The sequence below is a fragment of the Rhodococcus sp. 15-649-2-2 genome (assembly GCF_002258645.1).
Lineage (GTDB): Bacteria > Actinomycetota > Actinomycetes > Mycobacteriales > Mycobacteriaceae > Rhodococcoides.
This window is the reverse complement of sequence record NZ_NPFM01000035.1, coordinates 15,107-29,973: the sequence shown is the minus strand read 5'-3', so window position 1 is coordinate 29,973 and position 14,867 is coordinate 15,107. Positions and strand designations below refer to the sequence as shown.

Here is a 14,867-nt window from a genome sequence, read left to right as displayed (position 1 = left end):
CTATCGGTTGAGGGCCAGCACCGAGAGCAGTTCGTAGGCCACGTGAGCCGCGGCGATTCCGGTGATCTCGGCGTGGTCGTACGCAGGCGCGACCTCGACGATGTCGGCACCGACCACGTTCAGTCCGACAAGTCCACGCAGCGTGTTCAACAGCTCGCGAGAGGTCATTCCCCCGGCTTCGGGAGTGCCGGTGCCGGGAGCGTGTGCTGGGTCGAGTACGTCGATGTCGACCGAGACGTAGACCGGGCCACCGTCGAGGCGACGACGCATCCGCTCGACGATGCTGGCCACGCCGTCGACCTCGTAGTCGTCGGAACGGATCACCTGGAAGCCCAGCACCCGGTCGTCCTCGAGGTCCTGCTCACTGTAGAGCGGGCCGCGGATGCCGATGTGCTGTGAGCGTTCGAGGTCGATGAGCCCTTCCTCGCTGGCTCGTCGGAACGGCGTCCCGTGTGTGTAGGGCGCACCGAAATACGTGTCCCACGTGTCGAGGTGAGCATCGAAGTGCAGCACTGCTATCGGCCCGTGGTCGCGCGCGAGCGAACGCAGGATCGGCAGTGCGATGGTGTGGTCACCGCCGAGGGTGAGAACCGACGAGCCGTCGGCGCGCAGGTCCGTCACCGCGTCGTGCACCGTGGTCAGTGCCTCGGTGATGTCGAACGGATTCACCCCGATGTCGCCGAAGTCCGCCACTTGTTGACGGGCGAAGGGCGACACCTTCAGCGCAGGGTTGTACGGCCGCAACAGTTTCGAGGCTGCGCGGATGTGACCCGGGCCGAAACGTGCCCCTGGGCGGTAACTCACGCCGGAATCGAACGGCACACCGAGGATGGTGACGTCGGCGCGAGACACCTCGTCGAGACGGGGCAGCCGCGCGAAGGTGGTCGGCTCGGCGAAGCGGGGGACCTTGGTGGCGTCGACCGGACCGATCGGGGGGTGCTCGGGATTGCTCGGGTTCATCGACAAATCCTTCCGAATTTTCAGGAGTCCGGTCACGTCGGGTCGACCAGTTCGCCCGGCAAGCGTTACTCTGATGCTCGATCTTGTCAACACGAGTTTCCTGAAAGGCGAGAGCGGTGTCCCTTGCTACGTCGGTCGTCAGTGATGCACCGCGTATCGGTGCGCGGCTCAGGGAGGCTCGGCAGAAGAAGCGGTTGACTCTGGACGCGCTCGCCGAGACGTGCGGGGTGACGAAGGGGTACCTGTCCAAGCTCGAGCGCGATCAGGTGAACGCCTCGGTTGCGTCGTTGGTGCGGGTCTGTGCTGCGCTCGACGTACCGGTCGGCTCCCTGTTCGACGATGCCCCGGCGGGTGACGTCGTACGGGCACAGTCGTTGCCGCGCATCGTCTTCGGCGGCGAGGCGATGACGGAGTATTTGTTGACTCCGGTGGGGGAACGGCGCGTCCAGGTGTTGCTGGGGGACATCGAGGAGGGCGGCGGCAGCGGAGCGGAGGCGTACACCCTGCCGTTGGACGTCACGTTCGTGCACGTGTTGTCCGGCGAGGTGCGGGTGACCTTCGAGGCCGACCCCGACGGCAGCTTCGGCGGCGACGACGTCCTGCTCGGGGCGGGCGATGCGTTCACCTTCTCGCCCAGGCGACCGCACAGTTTTCGCAGCGAGGGTAGCGGCGGTGCGCAGGTTCTGTGGGTACTGGCCCCGGCGTTGCCGGAGGAGTTGCCTGCAACGAAACAGGAGTTTTCCTCATGACTGTCACCGTGTCGCTGTTCCAAGGGCCGGAGTTGTCCGGTGATGTCGACGCGAACCTCGCGGCGATCGACGCCGCCGCGGCGAGCGCGTCCGCGGCAGGGGCGTCCATCCTCGTCACCCCGGAGATGTCGGTCAGTGGCTACGACATCGGAGATCTCGTGCGGGAGCGCGCCGAACCGTTCGACGGTCCGATCTTCGAGCGCATCGCCGCGATCGCGCGATCTCGAGCCGTCGCAATCGTGTACGGGTATCCCGAGAGCAGCGGTGAATCCGTGTTCAATTCGGTCCAGGTGGTCGACGCATCCGGGCTGTCGATCGCGCGCTACCGCAAGACCCACCTGTTCGGTGAACTCGATCGCACGCACTTCGCTCCTGGGCCGGAACTGTTGGTGCAGTTCGACTTCGGAGGTCTGCGCTGCGGCCTGCTCACCTGTTACGACGTCGAATTCCCGGAAACGGTGCGTGCGCAGGCCGATGCCGGAGCGCAATGGTTGATCGTCCCCACCGGTTTGATGACGCCGTTCGAGATCATCGCAACTCACGTGGTCCCGACGAGGGCGTACGAGAGTCAACTGTTCATCACCTACGTGAATCGCTGCGGTGCCGAGGCCAGCCTGACGTACTGCGGACTCACCTGCGCCGTCGCGCCGGACGGTACCGACATCGCCCGGGCAGATGCACACGAGGAGTTGCTGACGGTGGACTTGGATCCGGCCGAACTCGCTCGATCCCGCTCCGTCAACACCCATCTGGCCGATCGCCGCCATGATCTGTACCGGACAGTTCTCGACCCGACAGGGTCCTCGCGGCCCGAGCAGGAGACCGACCGATGACCACACCCGTCACCCCGGACAGCTCGATCGAATCCGAGGACGAACAGCCGCTTACCATGTTCGGCCCGGACTTCCCGTTCGCGTACGACGACTACCTCGCGCATCCGGCCGGTCTCGGTAACATTCCCGACGCGGCCCTCGGTACCCAGGTCGCCGTGATCGGCGGCGGACTCGCGGGCATGGTCGTCGCCCACGAGCTGCTCAAGCTCGGGCTGGAACCGGTTGTGTACGAGTCGGATCGGATCGGCGGACGAATGCGCTCGGTGCCGTTCGACGGACACCCCGGGGTGGTGGCCGAGATGGGTGCAATGCGGTTTCCGCCGTCGTCGACCACGCTGTTCCACTACCTCGACGCCGTCGGGCTCGAGACGACGCCGTTTCCGAATCCGTTGGCAGAGGTGACACCGAGTACGGTGATCGACCTCAAGGGCGAGAGCCATTATGCGCGCAAGCTCGACGATCTTCCGCCGATCTTCGCCGAGGTTGCCGACGCGTGGAACCGCACGCTCGAGGAACACGCCGAGCTGGTTCCGCTGCAGCGCGCCATTCGCAGGCGAGACGTGGCCGAGATCAAGAGGATCTGGAACGAGCTGATCGTGAAGTTCGACGACCAGACCTTCTACGGTTTCCTCGCTGCGTCCGAGCACTTCTCGTCGTTTCGGATGCGAGAGTTGTTCGGCCAGGTGGGTTTCGGAACGGGTGGCTGGGACACCGACTATCCCAACTCGATTCTCGAGATCCTCCGCGTCGTCAGCACGGCAGCGGACGACCACCATCGCGGAATCGTCGGAGGCTCACAGCAACTGCCGATGCGGCTGTGGACCGACTCGCCCGCGAACATGGTGCACTGGCCGGCCGGCACGTCGGTGGCCTCACTGAACGGCGGCACCACGATGTCGCGCGTCACCGAGATCAGGCGCACCGACGGCGGCACCACGATCCACGACGACCGCGGCAACATCCGCACCTATGCGGCCGCCGTCGTGACGGCTCAGAGCTGGATGTTGCTCAGCAACATCAGATGTGACGACGGCCTGTTTCCCATCGATCACTGGACCGCCATCGAACGCACCCACTACATGGGGTCGACCAAGGTGTTCGCACTCGTCGATCGGCCGTTCTGGAAGGACAAGGATCCGGTCACCGGGCGAGACCTGGTCAGCATGACGCTGACCGATCGAATGAGCCGCGGCACTTACCTACTCGATCAAGGCGAGGGCAAGCCGGGGCTGATCTGCCTGTCCTACACCTGGTCCGACGATTCGCTCAAGCTGCTGGCCCTCGACCCGACCGAGCGGATGAACATCATGTTGCGCTCACTCGAAGAGATCTACCCCGGCGTCGACTTCCGTAGCCACATCATCTCGACCCCGGTGACACTGTCCTGGGAGACCGAACGCGATTTCATGGGTGCATTCAAAGCGAACCTGCCGGGTCACTACCGGTATCAGGAACGACTGTTCACCCACTTCGTGCAGGACGAGCTGGACCCCAGGCACCGCGGGATATTCCTCGCCGGCGACGACATCTCGTGGACCGCGGGCTGGGCGGAAGGTGCGATTCATACGGCACTGAACGCAGTGTGGGGCGTCGTGCATCATCTGGGCGGTTCGTCCGCCGAGGGCAATCCGGGACCGGGCGACGTCTTCGAGACCATCGCGCCACTTCGATTGGGGGATTAGCCCTTCGGCGGCAGTGAACGCGGTGCGCGCTCGTCGAACACGAACAGCGCCAACGCGATCGTCAACATCAGGGCAACGACCCAGATCGCTCGCAGTTCGAACAGCTCGACCGCAGCCGCACCCAGCAGCGCGCCGCCGAGGAACCCGGAAATCACCGCGGCGAACCGTCGCGCCCGCGTCCCTTCCTCGCGATCGTGATCGACGACACGATGAAATGCTGCCATCGCCATGCTGCGCAGATTTCCGGTAGTCATCGTGGTGTTGAAAGGCGAATCCACCAGTACGCGAAAGGTGGTCACCTGCACGCCGGCCACATGCGCGAGGATGACCGAGACGACGGCGTCGGGCACGGTTGCCGGGAGAAATCCGACGACCAGAACCACGAGGATCTCGAAGACGAGCACCGCACGGACCGGCCGCCGTACGACCTTTGCCACCGCAGGCAACGCGATGAATTCCGCTGTCGCGACTCCCAGCACGAACGCCGCCAACGGCGGTAGAAACGCCAGTGCGTCGATCCAGCGCCCGCCGGCGATATCGACGCCGAGCAGCACCACGTTGCCGGTCTGGGCACCTGCGAACACCCCGCCGCGAGTGACGTAGGTATAGGCGTCGAGAAAGCCCCCGACTGCGGCCAGGAGTACCCCGAGTCGAACCGACTTCGCGGTAGCGACAGCGATGTGGGGCTCAGGACGTGACGTGGTCATCGAGAAATCCTGACACAGGGCCCTTCCATCACAGCTCGACAGTTCGTTCCATTCACGTCGATGCCAGGAGTGAGAGCAACAATTCAGCGCGCACTCGTGCGGACGTCAGATCCACCGCGAGTAGTTCCTCGCATCGGGTGATCCGGTTTCGCAGCGTGTGCCGATGAACGGACAGTTGTGCGGCAGCGGTTTCCCAATGCCCGTTGGCCTCGAGGAAAGCCCGAAGTGACGCCACCAGATCGGCGGTATGGATGCGGTCGTACTCGGCCAGCACGGCGATGGTCACCGCGGCCATGGCGCGCAACGACTCCTGCACCGGCTCGGAGGCCAGCAACATCGACCCGGCGAATTCGACGATGCGATCGTGGGATCCGGCAGCCGCGCAGGCGAGCGAGGCTTGTCGAAGCGCCGCGGGCGACTCGGTGATGTGAAGGCGGGCACTGAGGCCGACGCACGTCGATCGGGGTAACGAATCCATCATGCGTGCAACGAAGGTGGCGTCGTCGGAGCCGCGGAGCAGGAGCGCGCAGCCGGTGTCGGTCGTCCGGGCGAAGGTGGGCCGCCCCCGGAGCCGAGACTCTGCATCGATCGCGTCGACGATGCGCTCGGATGGTCCGCGCACCACCGCAACCCTGATGTGAGAGTCGTCGTCGGCAGCGTCGGCGAGATAGCTGGGCACGTGCACGTCGTCGTCCGTGGTCAGATGCCCGTCGAGGAGCAACCCGAGCGCCAAGGTGTTGAGCCTGGACTGTTCGGCGCGCAGGCGCGCCGGTTTCTCGAGTTCGAGGGTCACCAGTGAAACGGCATGCCCGAGCAGGATCTGCTCGACCCCGGTCATCGGTCCAGCGGTGCGGATGGCCAGGAAAGTCGGTGCGCTGCCGGTGATCGGGACTGAATGCAGACTCACGGTGCGACCCGGTTCGCTCACCGAGACCGTGGCAGGTGACGCCGACGAGCGGATGCTGCGAGCGATGTCGCGGGCCTGCTCGACGAGATTCGATGCGTCCGTCGGATGGAACGACTCGGCGCGCCTACCGATCAGTGCCACCGATGTCGACGTGGCAACTGCGAGTTCCCGGACGATCGCGTCGACGCCGCCGTGCAGCGCTGCCCGCGTGATGCGGTTCTGTACCGACGCAGCGCGAACGACCTGCTCGTACTCCTGCTCGGAGATTCGCTTCATGACCGCTCGGATGACAGCAGCGAACGGAGTGTCGTAGGGAACTTCGACGACCGGCAGGCCCACCTCGTCTGCGGCGTCGAGAAGATACTGGGGAATCGTGCTGTGGGACAAACCGATTCCGAATCCGAGGCACGCAACACCCGCGGCCGCCAGGGTTCGAACGTAGGTCCCGAGCGCGGGACCGTCGGAGTCGAAGCCCAGTCCGGTCGTCAGAATCAACTCGCCGCCCGACAGCCAGGGGCTGGGGTCGGTGAGCTCGGTTGCCTGCGCGAAGGTGATGGACGCAGAACTGCGCTCGGGTCCGCCGCGATGACTCAGTCGAAGGTGTCGCTGCCTCAGCAGCCAGGACATCTGCACGCTCACATGTCGCACTGTAATCCTGGGGTTGACGAAAAGGAGTGCGATCGGCTCGTGGGATGGACGAAATGGCAACTGACCCGGCGATCGAGCAGTCGCATACTTGCTGAAACAGCCCAGACGAAAGGTGCGACCATGGCCTCGATCGAGTACCGACTTCCGCAGGAGCGCAAGATCGTCACCGCGTTCCCCGGACCGAAGTCGTCGGCATTGGCGGAGCGCCGCAAGGCTGTCGTCGGTGCAGGCGTGGCGTCCACCCTGCCGGTCTACGTGGCCGACGCAGACGGCGGCGTCGTCGTCGATGTGGACGGCAACTCGCTGATCGATCTCGGTGCCGGAATTGCCGTGACGACCGTCGGTGCTTCGAATCCGGCCGTTGTTGCCGCCGTGCAGGATCAGGTCGCCCACTTCACCCACACCTGCTTCATGATCGCGCCCTACGAGGGTTACATCGCAGTTGCCGAGAAGTTGGCCGAACTCACCCCAGGAGATCACGACAAGCGCACCGTCCTGTTCAACAGCGGTGCCGAGGCAGTCGAGAACGCAGTGAAGATCGCTCGGCACGCCACCGGACGCTCGGCCGTCGTCGTGTTCGATCACGCCTACCACGGCCGCACCAACCTGACGATGGCTCTGACCTCGAAGTCGATGCCGTACAAGAGTGGCTTCGGGCCGTTCGCTCCCGAGGTCTATCGGGCCCCGATGTCCTACCCGTTCCGCGAAGGTCTGAACTCCGACGGTTCCTCGGTTACCGGCGCGCAGGCCGCGGCACGGGCGATCTCCGTCATCGAAAAGCAGGTCGGTGCAGCCAATCTCGCGGCCATCCTCATCGAGCCGATTCAGGGTGAGGGCGGTTTCGTCGTGCCGGCCGACGGCTTCCTGCCGGCACTGGCGAACTGGGCGCGCGAGAACGACGTCGTCTTCATCGCCGACGAGGTGCAATCCGGATTCACCCGGACCGGTGCCTGGTTCGCCAGTGAGCACGAGGGAGTCGTGCCGGACCTGATCACCATGGCGAAGGGCATCGCGGGCGGGATGCCGCTGGCCGCGGTCACCGGCCGCGCCGACCTGATCGACGCCGTGCATCCGGGTGGACTCGGTGGGACGTACGGCGGCAACCCCGTCGCCTGCGCCGCTGCCTTGGCGTCGATCGAGCAGATGGAGACGCTCGACCTCAATGCCCGCGCCCGCGATATCGAACGCATCGTGCTCGACCGGCTGCACGCGTTGACTTCGGACGTCTCCATCATCGGTGACATTCGCGGACGCGGAGCCATGCTGGCCGTCGAACTGGTCGTACCCGGTGGACACGAGCCCAATCCCGAGGCCACCAAAGCCGTTGCGGCTGCGGCACTCGAGGCCGGGGTGATCGTGCTGACGTGCGGTACCTACGGCAACGTCATCCGCCTGCTGCCGCCCCTCGTGATCTCCGACGAGCTGTTGGACGACGCGCTCACCGTCCTCGAAGGTGCGCTTCGCTCTGTGGCGCAGGGGAACTGACATGTCGGCCCACGATCTGATCTCCTCGTTGCCCACCGATCTCTGGCTCGGCGGTGCGCAGACACCGTCGGCGTCGGGCGCACGATTCGCCGTGCTGAACCCGGCGACCGGAGAGGAGTTGACCACCGTCGCCGACGCCACGGCGGGCGATGGGATCACCGCGCTCGATCTCGCTGTTGCGGCGCAGGGGGCGTGGGCGGCGACGCCTGCTCGCGAGCGGGCAGAGATTCTGCGGCGCGCCTTCGACCTGCTGAAGCAGCGAGCCGACGACTTCGCTCTGTTGATGACCCTCGAAATGGGGAAGTCATTGGCGGAGAGCCGCGGTGAAGTGAACTACGGACGAGAATTCCTGCGCTGGTTCAGCGAGGAAGCCGTTCGGATCGGCGGCCGGTTCACTCCCGCCCCGGCAGGCAACGGCCGAATCCTGGTGACCAAGATGCCCGTCGGTCCGGTGCTGGCCATCACCCCGTGGAACTTTCCGCTGGCCATGGGAACGCGCAAGATCGGGCCCGCTCTGGCTGCCGGATGCACCGTCATCGTCAAGCCGGCCGAGGACACTCCGCTCACGATGCTCCTTCTGGGGCAGGTGTTCGCCGACGCGGGGTTGCCCGATGGGGTGCTCTCGATCCTTCCGACCTCCGACGCCGCGGCGGTCACCGGACCGCTGATGGACGACCCCAGACTGAGGAAGGTCACGTTCACCGGATCGACCGGAGTGGGAAAGCTGTTGGTCCGCAACGCAGCCGACCGCCTGCTACGGACGTCGATGGAGCTCGGTGGCAATGCCCCCTTCATCGTGTTCGACGACGCGGATATCGACGCGGCCGTGGACGGGGCGATGCTCGCCAAGATGCGCAACGGCGGCGAGGCCTGCACGGCGGCCAACCGCTTGTATGTCGCGAACTCGGTGCGTGAGGAATTCACCGTGAAGTTGACGGCGCGAATCGAGGCCTTGACGGTCGGTGCCGGCGATCGGGAAGGCACCGACATCGGGCCGCTCATCAACGACAAACAGCGTAGAACGGTCACCGCACTGGTCGACGATGCCGTCGCGAAGGGTGCTCGAGTGCGCACCGGCGGCACGGCGCCGGATGGACCTGGATTCTTCTACGCGCCGACGGTGCTCGACAGTATCCCCGCGGACGCGAATCTGTTGCAGGACGAAATCTTCGGACCTGTCGCGGCGATCATCGGGTTCGACACCGAGGACGAGGCCGTGGCCGCAGCCAACGACACCAGGTACGGGTTGGTGGCGTACTTCTACACAGAAAGCCTCGACCGGGCCCTGCGGGTGTCGGCGGCTCTGGACACCGGCATGGTTGGGGTCAATCGAGGTGCCATCTCGGACGCGGCCGCTCCGTTCGGTGGCGTCAAGGAATCGGGCTTCGGCCGCGAGGGCGGTTCGGAGGGCATCGAGGAATACCTCGAGACCAAGTACATCGCGCTGCAGTAGTCAGTGCACGAAGCGCCACTCTGCGACCGTCAGCGCGGGAAGTCCCGTTCGACGGCCGAGAGTGGAGCGATTCGTGCCGGTCCGTTCTCAGCCCTGCGCGGCTGCGATCCGGTCCTCGGCCAGACGATCGGCTGCGGCTCCCAGCAGAATGCCCTCGGTACGCGCGATGGCGAAGATGCCGAAGACGGTGTCGCGGATCTTCCCGATCGTGGCCATCACCTGGGCCGAATCCTTACTGCGCAGTTCGCCTTCCACCTGGATCAGTCCGCCGGCGTTGGCTACGTAATCGGGTACCCAGACGATTCCGCGCGCCGCCAACGTCTCTTCGACGTCGGGTGTGAGCAGCTGGTTGTTGGCCGCGCCGCAGACGATGGACGCCGTCAATCGGGCTACCGAGGAGGCGTCGAGGGTGGCACCCATGGCGCACGGTGCGTAGACGTCGACGTCGGCACCGATGATGTCGGATTCGATGGTGACCCCGGGGAAGTCCAGGGCGATGCGCTCGAGTGCGGGTGCATAGGAGTCGCTGACGATCACGTCGGCACCGGCATCCCGAAGAAGGGCGACGAGGTTGTATCCGACCTTTCCTGCACCTTCGACGGCGACACGCTTACCGGTCAGATCATCTGAGCCCCAGATCGATTCGGCTGCCGCACGGAGCGAAAGAAAGACCCCGAGTGCGGTCTGCGGACCGCTGTCGCCGGTGCCGCCTGCAGTGGTGTTCTTGCCGACGACGTGCGCGGTCTCTTCGGCGATGATGTCGAGATCGTTGCTGTTGGTGCCCACATCGCCTGCGGTGACGTAGGTTCCACCGAGCGACTCGACGAACCGGCCGTATGCGTTCAGCAGCGTCGGGGTCTTGATGGCGGTGGGATCGCCGATGATCACGGCCTTTCCGCCGCCGAGGTCGACGCCCGCGACGGCGGCCTTGTAGGTCATCCCGCGGGAGAGTCGCAATACATCGGTCAACGCATCCTGCTCGGATGCGTAGGGGTAGAAGCGAGTTCCGCCGAGGGCCGGCCCGAGAACGGTGGAGTGGACGGCGATGATCGCGCGCAGCCCGGTATCGCGGTCCTGGCAGAACACGACGCGTTCGTGCGCGGAGTCGCGCGGCATGTCGGGACGGTCGAAGACGCCTGCCGTCGAGGAGAGGGAGCGGGGCGGGGTGCTGGCTACGGCGGCGGGGTGGTCGGCAACGACGGACACAGGCGGTCTCTTTCGGTGATGAGGCGGCGGTACCCGGAAATGGGTGGTATCCGGGACATGTCCGTCGAAGAGTGCCGTGAACGTGCACGCTGGTCAACCGCCGTCGCCGAGATCATGCATCTTGCACTGTGGACGCTGAATCGGTCTGGCAGAGCTGGTCTGCTTGCTCAGCGCCGGCCGTCTTCGGCGAGCTGTTCGAGCAACGGCTTGGTGCGGTACTGGATCAGTTCCGACATGGCGATGGACATGTTGGTGCGCTCGACTCCTGGTATCTCGAGAATCAGACCGGCGATGCGATACAGGTCGTCGGCGTCGACGGCGGCGATGCGGATGTGCATGTCTGCAGCTCCGGACAGCCCGAACACCTCGAGTACTTCAGGGATGGTGCGGAGATTTTCGGTGACCGCCGCCAGCATGTGCTGATTGACCCGTGCGGTGACGAACGCCTGCAGCGGTCGCCCCAGCGACTTCGGCGGGATGCGGTGATCGATCGGAGTGAGTGAGCCTTTGTCGTCCCATCGGCCGAGACGCGCCTGGACGGTGTTTCGCGACAAGCCCAGTGTCGTGGCGAGTTCGACCCCGGTGGCGCGAGGCTTCGAGCAGAGGGCGAGGAGAAGCTTGGCGTCGGTCTTGTCCAAATCGGTCATTGCGCACTTCCTGTAGCTCAGTCGTCACTCGATATTGTGCACGTTGCGCAGTTTCGAAGTCATCACTTGTGCAGTCTGGATGTCGGTGGTGTCCTTGTGAAGGACATCACATCAGGACGGAGAGTGCCAGGACCATGAACACCAACTCGCTGGTTCAGCTGATCAAAGAATCGGGAACCGTGGTGCGCAACGAGACCTACTCGCCTCTCGTCGCCGATATCGACACGGCCGCGATGATGGAGATGTATCGCGATCTCGTCGTCGTCCGGCGCATCGATTCCGAGGCCACCGCGTTGCAGCGGCAGGGCGAACTGGGTCTGTGGGCACCGCTGCTCGGTCAGGAAGCGGCGCAGGTCGGATCCGCTCGTGCACTCGACACCGAGGACTTCGTGTTCGCCAGCTACCGCGAGCACGGCGTCGCTTACTGTCGCGGGGTAGACCCCACTCAGATGCTGCGGTTCTGGCGCGGATCGACGCTGTCCGGCTGGGACCCGTACGAGTACCGGATGACCACACCGGCGATCATCGTCGGATCGCAGGGTCTGCACGCGACCGGGTACGCCATCGGCATGCAGCTCGAGGGTGCCGAAGGTGCGGCCATCACCTACTTCGGTGACGGCGCGACCAGTCAGGGCGACATCTCCGAAGGGCTCGGTTTCGCCGCCAGTTTCCATGCGCCGGTGGTGTTCTTCTGCCAGAACAATCAGTGGGCGATCTCCGAACCGGTGACGGTACAGACCAAGACGACGATCGCGGCCCGCGGCGAGGGCTTCGGTATTCCGTCGGTGCGCGTCGACGGCAACGACGTTCTGGCCGTCCTGGCGGTGACCAGAGCAGCGCTGGCGCGCGCCCGCGAGGGTAGTGGCCCGACGCTCATCGAGGCCGTCACCTACCGGATGGGCCCGCACACCACGTCCGACGATCCGACGCGATACCGCTCGGGTGCCACCGACGACGAATGGCGTGCGAAGGATCCGATCGATCGAATCGAGAAGCTGCTCCGTCGAATCGGTGTGTACGACGACGCGTTCGCCGCTTCGGTGAAGCGCACCGCCGACGACGTCGCGGCGGAACTCCGCCGTGGGTGCCTCGAGACCGTCGAGCCGGAAGCGATGTCGGTGTTCGACAACGTCTACGCCGATCCACACCCCCTCCTGGACGACGAGCGAGCCCAATTTGCCTCGTACCAGGCCGGATTCGAAGGAGCCACGTCATGACCACCATGGAAAGTATTGCGCCGCAGCGGCCCACGAGTCTTCCGTTGGGCAAGGCCATCAATGCAGGTCTGCGACGAGCGATGGAGAACGATCCCAAGGTTCTCCTCATGGGCGAGGACATCGGCAAGCTCGGCGGCGTCTTCCGCATCACCGACGGCCTGCAGAAGGACTTCGGACCCGGTCGTGTTCTCGATATGCCGCTGGCCGAGTCCGGCATCATCGGCACCGCAGTCGGACTCGCGATGCGGGGATTCCGGCCGGTGTGCGAAATTCAGTTCGACGGCTTCATCTATCCGGCCTTCGACCAGATCGTCTCGCAGGTCGCCAAGCTGCACTACCGCACGAGTGGCAACGTGAAGATTCCGATGACGATTCGCGTGCCCTACGGCGGCGGAATCGGTGCCGTCGAGCATCACTCGGAGTCGCCCGAGGGCTACTTCGCGCAGACCGCGGGCCTACGCGTCGTCACCTGTAGCAATTCTGCAGACGGCTACTCGATGATCCAACAGGCTATTGCCAGCGACGACCCCGTGTTGTTCTTCGAGCCGAAGCGTCGGTACTGGGAGAAGAGCCCGATCGACCTGGACTCCACCGATCCGGGCGCGTCGTACCCGCTGCACCGGGCGCGGGTGGTCGCCGAGGGCACCGATGTCACACTCATCGCCTACGGCCCGCTCGTCGCCACCGCCCGCAAGGCCGCCGAAGTTGCTGCCCACGAGGGAATCTCGATCGAGGTCATCGATCTGCGCTCGCTGTCCCCGATCGACTTCGAGACCATCGAGGCCTCTGTGCGCAAGACCGGACGTCTGGTCGTCACACACGAGGCGCCGGTGTTCATGGGTATCGGCTCCGAGATCGCCGCACGGATATCCGAACGGTGTTTCTACAACCTGGAGGCACCGGTGCTGCGCGTCGGCGGCTTCGGGACCCCGTACCCCGCGTCGAAGCTCGAGAAGTTCTACCTCCCCGACGTCGACCGGATCCTCGACGCCGTCGACCGCTGCCGCTCCCACTGACTTTTCGCTCACTGCCTACGACAGACACCGAACAGGATTCGACGATGCCCACCATCCAGAGTTTTCCGTTGCCCGACCTCGGGGAGGGTCTCACCGAGGCCGACCTGCTGACCTGGCTCGTCGCCGTCGGTGACACGATCGAGTTGAATCAGAACATCGCCGAGGTGGAAACGGCCAAGGCTGCCGTCGAACTTCCGTCACCGTTCGCGGGGGTGGTTGTTGCGCTGCATGTCTCGGAGGGCGACACCGTCGAGGTCGGGGTGCCAATCATCGACATCCGAGTAGGCGGCGACATCGAGGAGGAGGTGACTGCCCCGCCGAGTGTCGAGACAGCCACCGACACGGACGGGGCAGCCCCCGCAGAAGACAATGACGAACGGATTCCGGTTCTCGTCGGCTACGGCGTGGCGAAGGAAGGATCCAGTCGACGCGGCGGCCGGGGACCAGCTCCGGTCACCGCGACATCGAGTGGTCGGAACGGCAAGCCGTTGGCCACACCGCCGGCGCGAAAGATCGCCAAGGACAACGCCGTCGACCTGGCCGAGGTGCCCGCAACCGGAAGCCACGGTGACGTCACGCGTGAGGACGTCGAGACTTACCTGAAGGGTGAGGAGCCGGCGGAGGCGCGGGCCCCGCACCGGACCGGCCGCGAAGAGCGCACGCCGATCAAGGGGGTGCGCAAACATACGGCGGATGCGATGGTGCGCAGTGCATTCACCGCTCCGCACGTCACCGAATTCGTGACCGTGGACGTCACCGAGACCCTGGCTCTGCTGGAATCCCTCCGGTCCTCGACCCACTTCGCGGACGTGCGGCTGACTCCGCTGGCGTTGGTGTCCAAGGCAGTTCTGGTAGCACTGAGATCGAACCCGTCCCTCAACTCGTCCTGGGACGAGGCGGCTCAGGAGATCGTCACCAAGCACTACGTCAACCTCGGCATCGCCGCAGCGACTCCGCGCGGCCTGATGGTGCCGAACATCAAGGACGCGCACGAACTTTCGTTGGTGGACATCGCGCGTGCACTGGCAGATCTGACGCGTACCGCGAAAGAAGGCAAGAGCAGTCCGGCCGACCTCGCCGACGGCACGATCACGATCACCAACGTAGGAGTGTTCGGAGTCGACGCCGGGACGCCCATTCTCAATCCCGGTGAAGCGGCCATCTTGTGCTTCGGTTCGATCCGCCGTATGCCCTGGGAACACGAGGGTGCCATCGCACTGCGTTCGGTGACGACGCTGTCACTGTCGTTCGATCACCGTCTGGTCGACGGCCAGCAGGGATCACAATTCCTCGCCCTCGTCGGTCGGTTGCTCAGCACTCCGATGGATATGATCGCCCTGAGCTGATTCCGCGGCTC

At 65.1% G+C, this 14,867-nt stretch carries 13 protein-coding genes; 8 read left to right on the top strand and 5 right to left on the bottom strand.

The genetic code is table 11. The annotated features are described in order from the left end of the window. Positions 1–960, bottom strand: coding sequence for an agmatinase (gene speB, locus CH305_RS26730; RefSeq protein ID WP_032405057.1), 960 nt, complete (start codon positions 958–960; stop codon positions 1–3). A gap of 116 nt (positions 961–1,076) precedes the next feature. Between speB and CH305_RS26725 the strand changes: the two genes are divergently transcribed. The 3 genes from CH305_RS26725 to CH305_RS26715 are packed head-to-tail and all read left to right on the top strand — an operon-like array spanning position 1,077 to position 4,224. Further along, positions 1,077–1,709: a helix-turn-helix domain-containing protein gene (locus CH305_RS26725; RefSeq protein WP_032376566.1), complete on the top strand. Its 633-nt coding sequence runs from the start codon at positions 1,077–1,079 to the stop codon at positions 1,707–1,709. Further along, a complete protein-coding gene (locus CH305_RS26720) occupies positions 1,706–2,542 on the top strand; it encodes a carbon-nitrogen hydrolase family protein (RefSeq protein ID WP_037176463.1) in 837 nt (278 codons plus the stop codon). Before CH305_RS26725 ends, CH305_RS26720 begins: the two co-directional genes overlap by 4 nt. Beyond that, positions 2,539–4,224, top strand: a complete 1,686-nt coding sequence (locus CH305_RS26715; RefSeq protein WP_094705609.1) for an NAD(P)/FAD-dependent oxidoreductase — start codon at positions 2,539–2,541, stop codon at positions 4,222–4,224. The genes CH305_RS26720 and CH305_RS26715 overlap by 4 nt, the downstream gene beginning before the upstream one ends. Here the strand turns inward: CH305_RS26715 and CH305_RS26710 are convergent. Then, a complete protein-coding gene (locus CH305_RS26710; RefSeq protein WP_094705607.1) occupies positions 4,221–4,931 on the bottom strand; it encodes a YoaK family protein in 711 nt (236 codons plus the stop codon). The two genes, CH305_RS26715 and CH305_RS26710, sit on opposite strands and share 4 nt — an antisense overlap. A gap of 52 nt (positions 4,932–4,983) precedes the next feature. After that, positions 4,984–6,477, bottom strand: coding sequence for a PucR family transcriptional regulator (locus tag CH305_RS26705; RefSeq protein WP_094705605.1), 1,494 nt, complete (start codon positions 6,475–6,477; stop codon positions 4,984–4,986). A 129-nt stretch (positions 6,478–6,606) separates the two neighbouring features. On the opposite strand from CH305_RS26705, the gene gabT reads away from it, so the two are divergent. Both gabT and CH305_RS26695 read left to right on the top strand, forming a co-directional pair. Continuing rightward, positions 6,607–7,971, top strand: a complete 1,365-nt coding sequence (gabT, locus tag CH305_RS26700; protein WP_032404766.1) for a 4-aminobutyrate--2-oxoglutarate transaminase — start codon at positions 6,607–6,609, stop codon at positions 7,969–7,971. 1 nt (position 7,972) lies between these two features. Beyond that, positions 7,973–9,424 (top strand): NAD-dependent succinate-semialdehyde dehydrogenase, encoded by a 1,452-nt coding sequence (locus tag CH305_RS26695; RefSeq protein WP_094705603.1) that lies wholly within the window; start codon positions 7,973–7,975, stop codon positions 9,422–9,424. Positions 9,425–9,511: 87 nt separating this feature from the next. On the opposite strand, the gene CH305_RS26690 is transcribed toward CH305_RS26695, so the two are convergent. Continuing rightward, positions 9,512–10,540, bottom strand: a complete 1,029-nt coding sequence (locus tag CH305_RS26690; protein ID WP_094705633.1) for a Glu/Leu/Phe/Val dehydrogenase — start codon at positions 10,538–10,540, stop codon at positions 9,512–9,514. 257 nt (positions 10,541–10,797) lie between these two features. After that, a complete protein-coding gene (locus tag CH305_RS26685) occupies positions 10,798–11,277 on the bottom strand; it encodes an Lrp/AsnC family transcriptional regulator (protein WP_032376573.1) in 480 nt (159 codons plus the stop codon). A gap of 134 nt (positions 11,278–11,411) precedes the next feature. Here CH305_RS26685 and pdhA point away from each other — a divergent pair, with 134 nt between their 5' ends. The 3 genes from pdhA to CH305_RS26670 are packed head-to-tail and all read left to right on the top strand — an operon-like array spanning position 11,412 to position 14,856. After that, complete coding sequence (gene pdhA, locus CH305_RS26680; protein ID WP_094705601.1) at positions 11,412–12,494, top strand: pyruvate dehydrogenase (acetyl-transferring) E1 component subunit alpha; 1,083 nt, start codon at positions 11,412–11,414, stop codon at positions 12,492–12,494. A gap of 5 nt (positions 12,495–12,499) precedes the next feature. Beyond that, positions 12,500–13,510, top strand: a complete 1,011-nt coding sequence (locus tag CH305_RS26675; protein ID WP_373454598.1) for an alpha-ketoacid dehydrogenase subunit beta — start codon at positions 12,500–12,502, stop codon at positions 13,508–13,510. A 44-nt stretch (positions 13,511–13,554) separates the two neighbouring features. Further along, positions 13,555–14,856: a dihydrolipoamide acetyltransferase family protein gene (locus CH305_RS26670; RefSeq protein ID WP_094705597.1), complete on the top strand. Its 1,302-nt coding sequence runs from the start codon at positions 13,555–13,557 to the stop codon at positions 14,854–14,856. Positions 14,857–14,867: the final 11 nt, after the last annotated feature.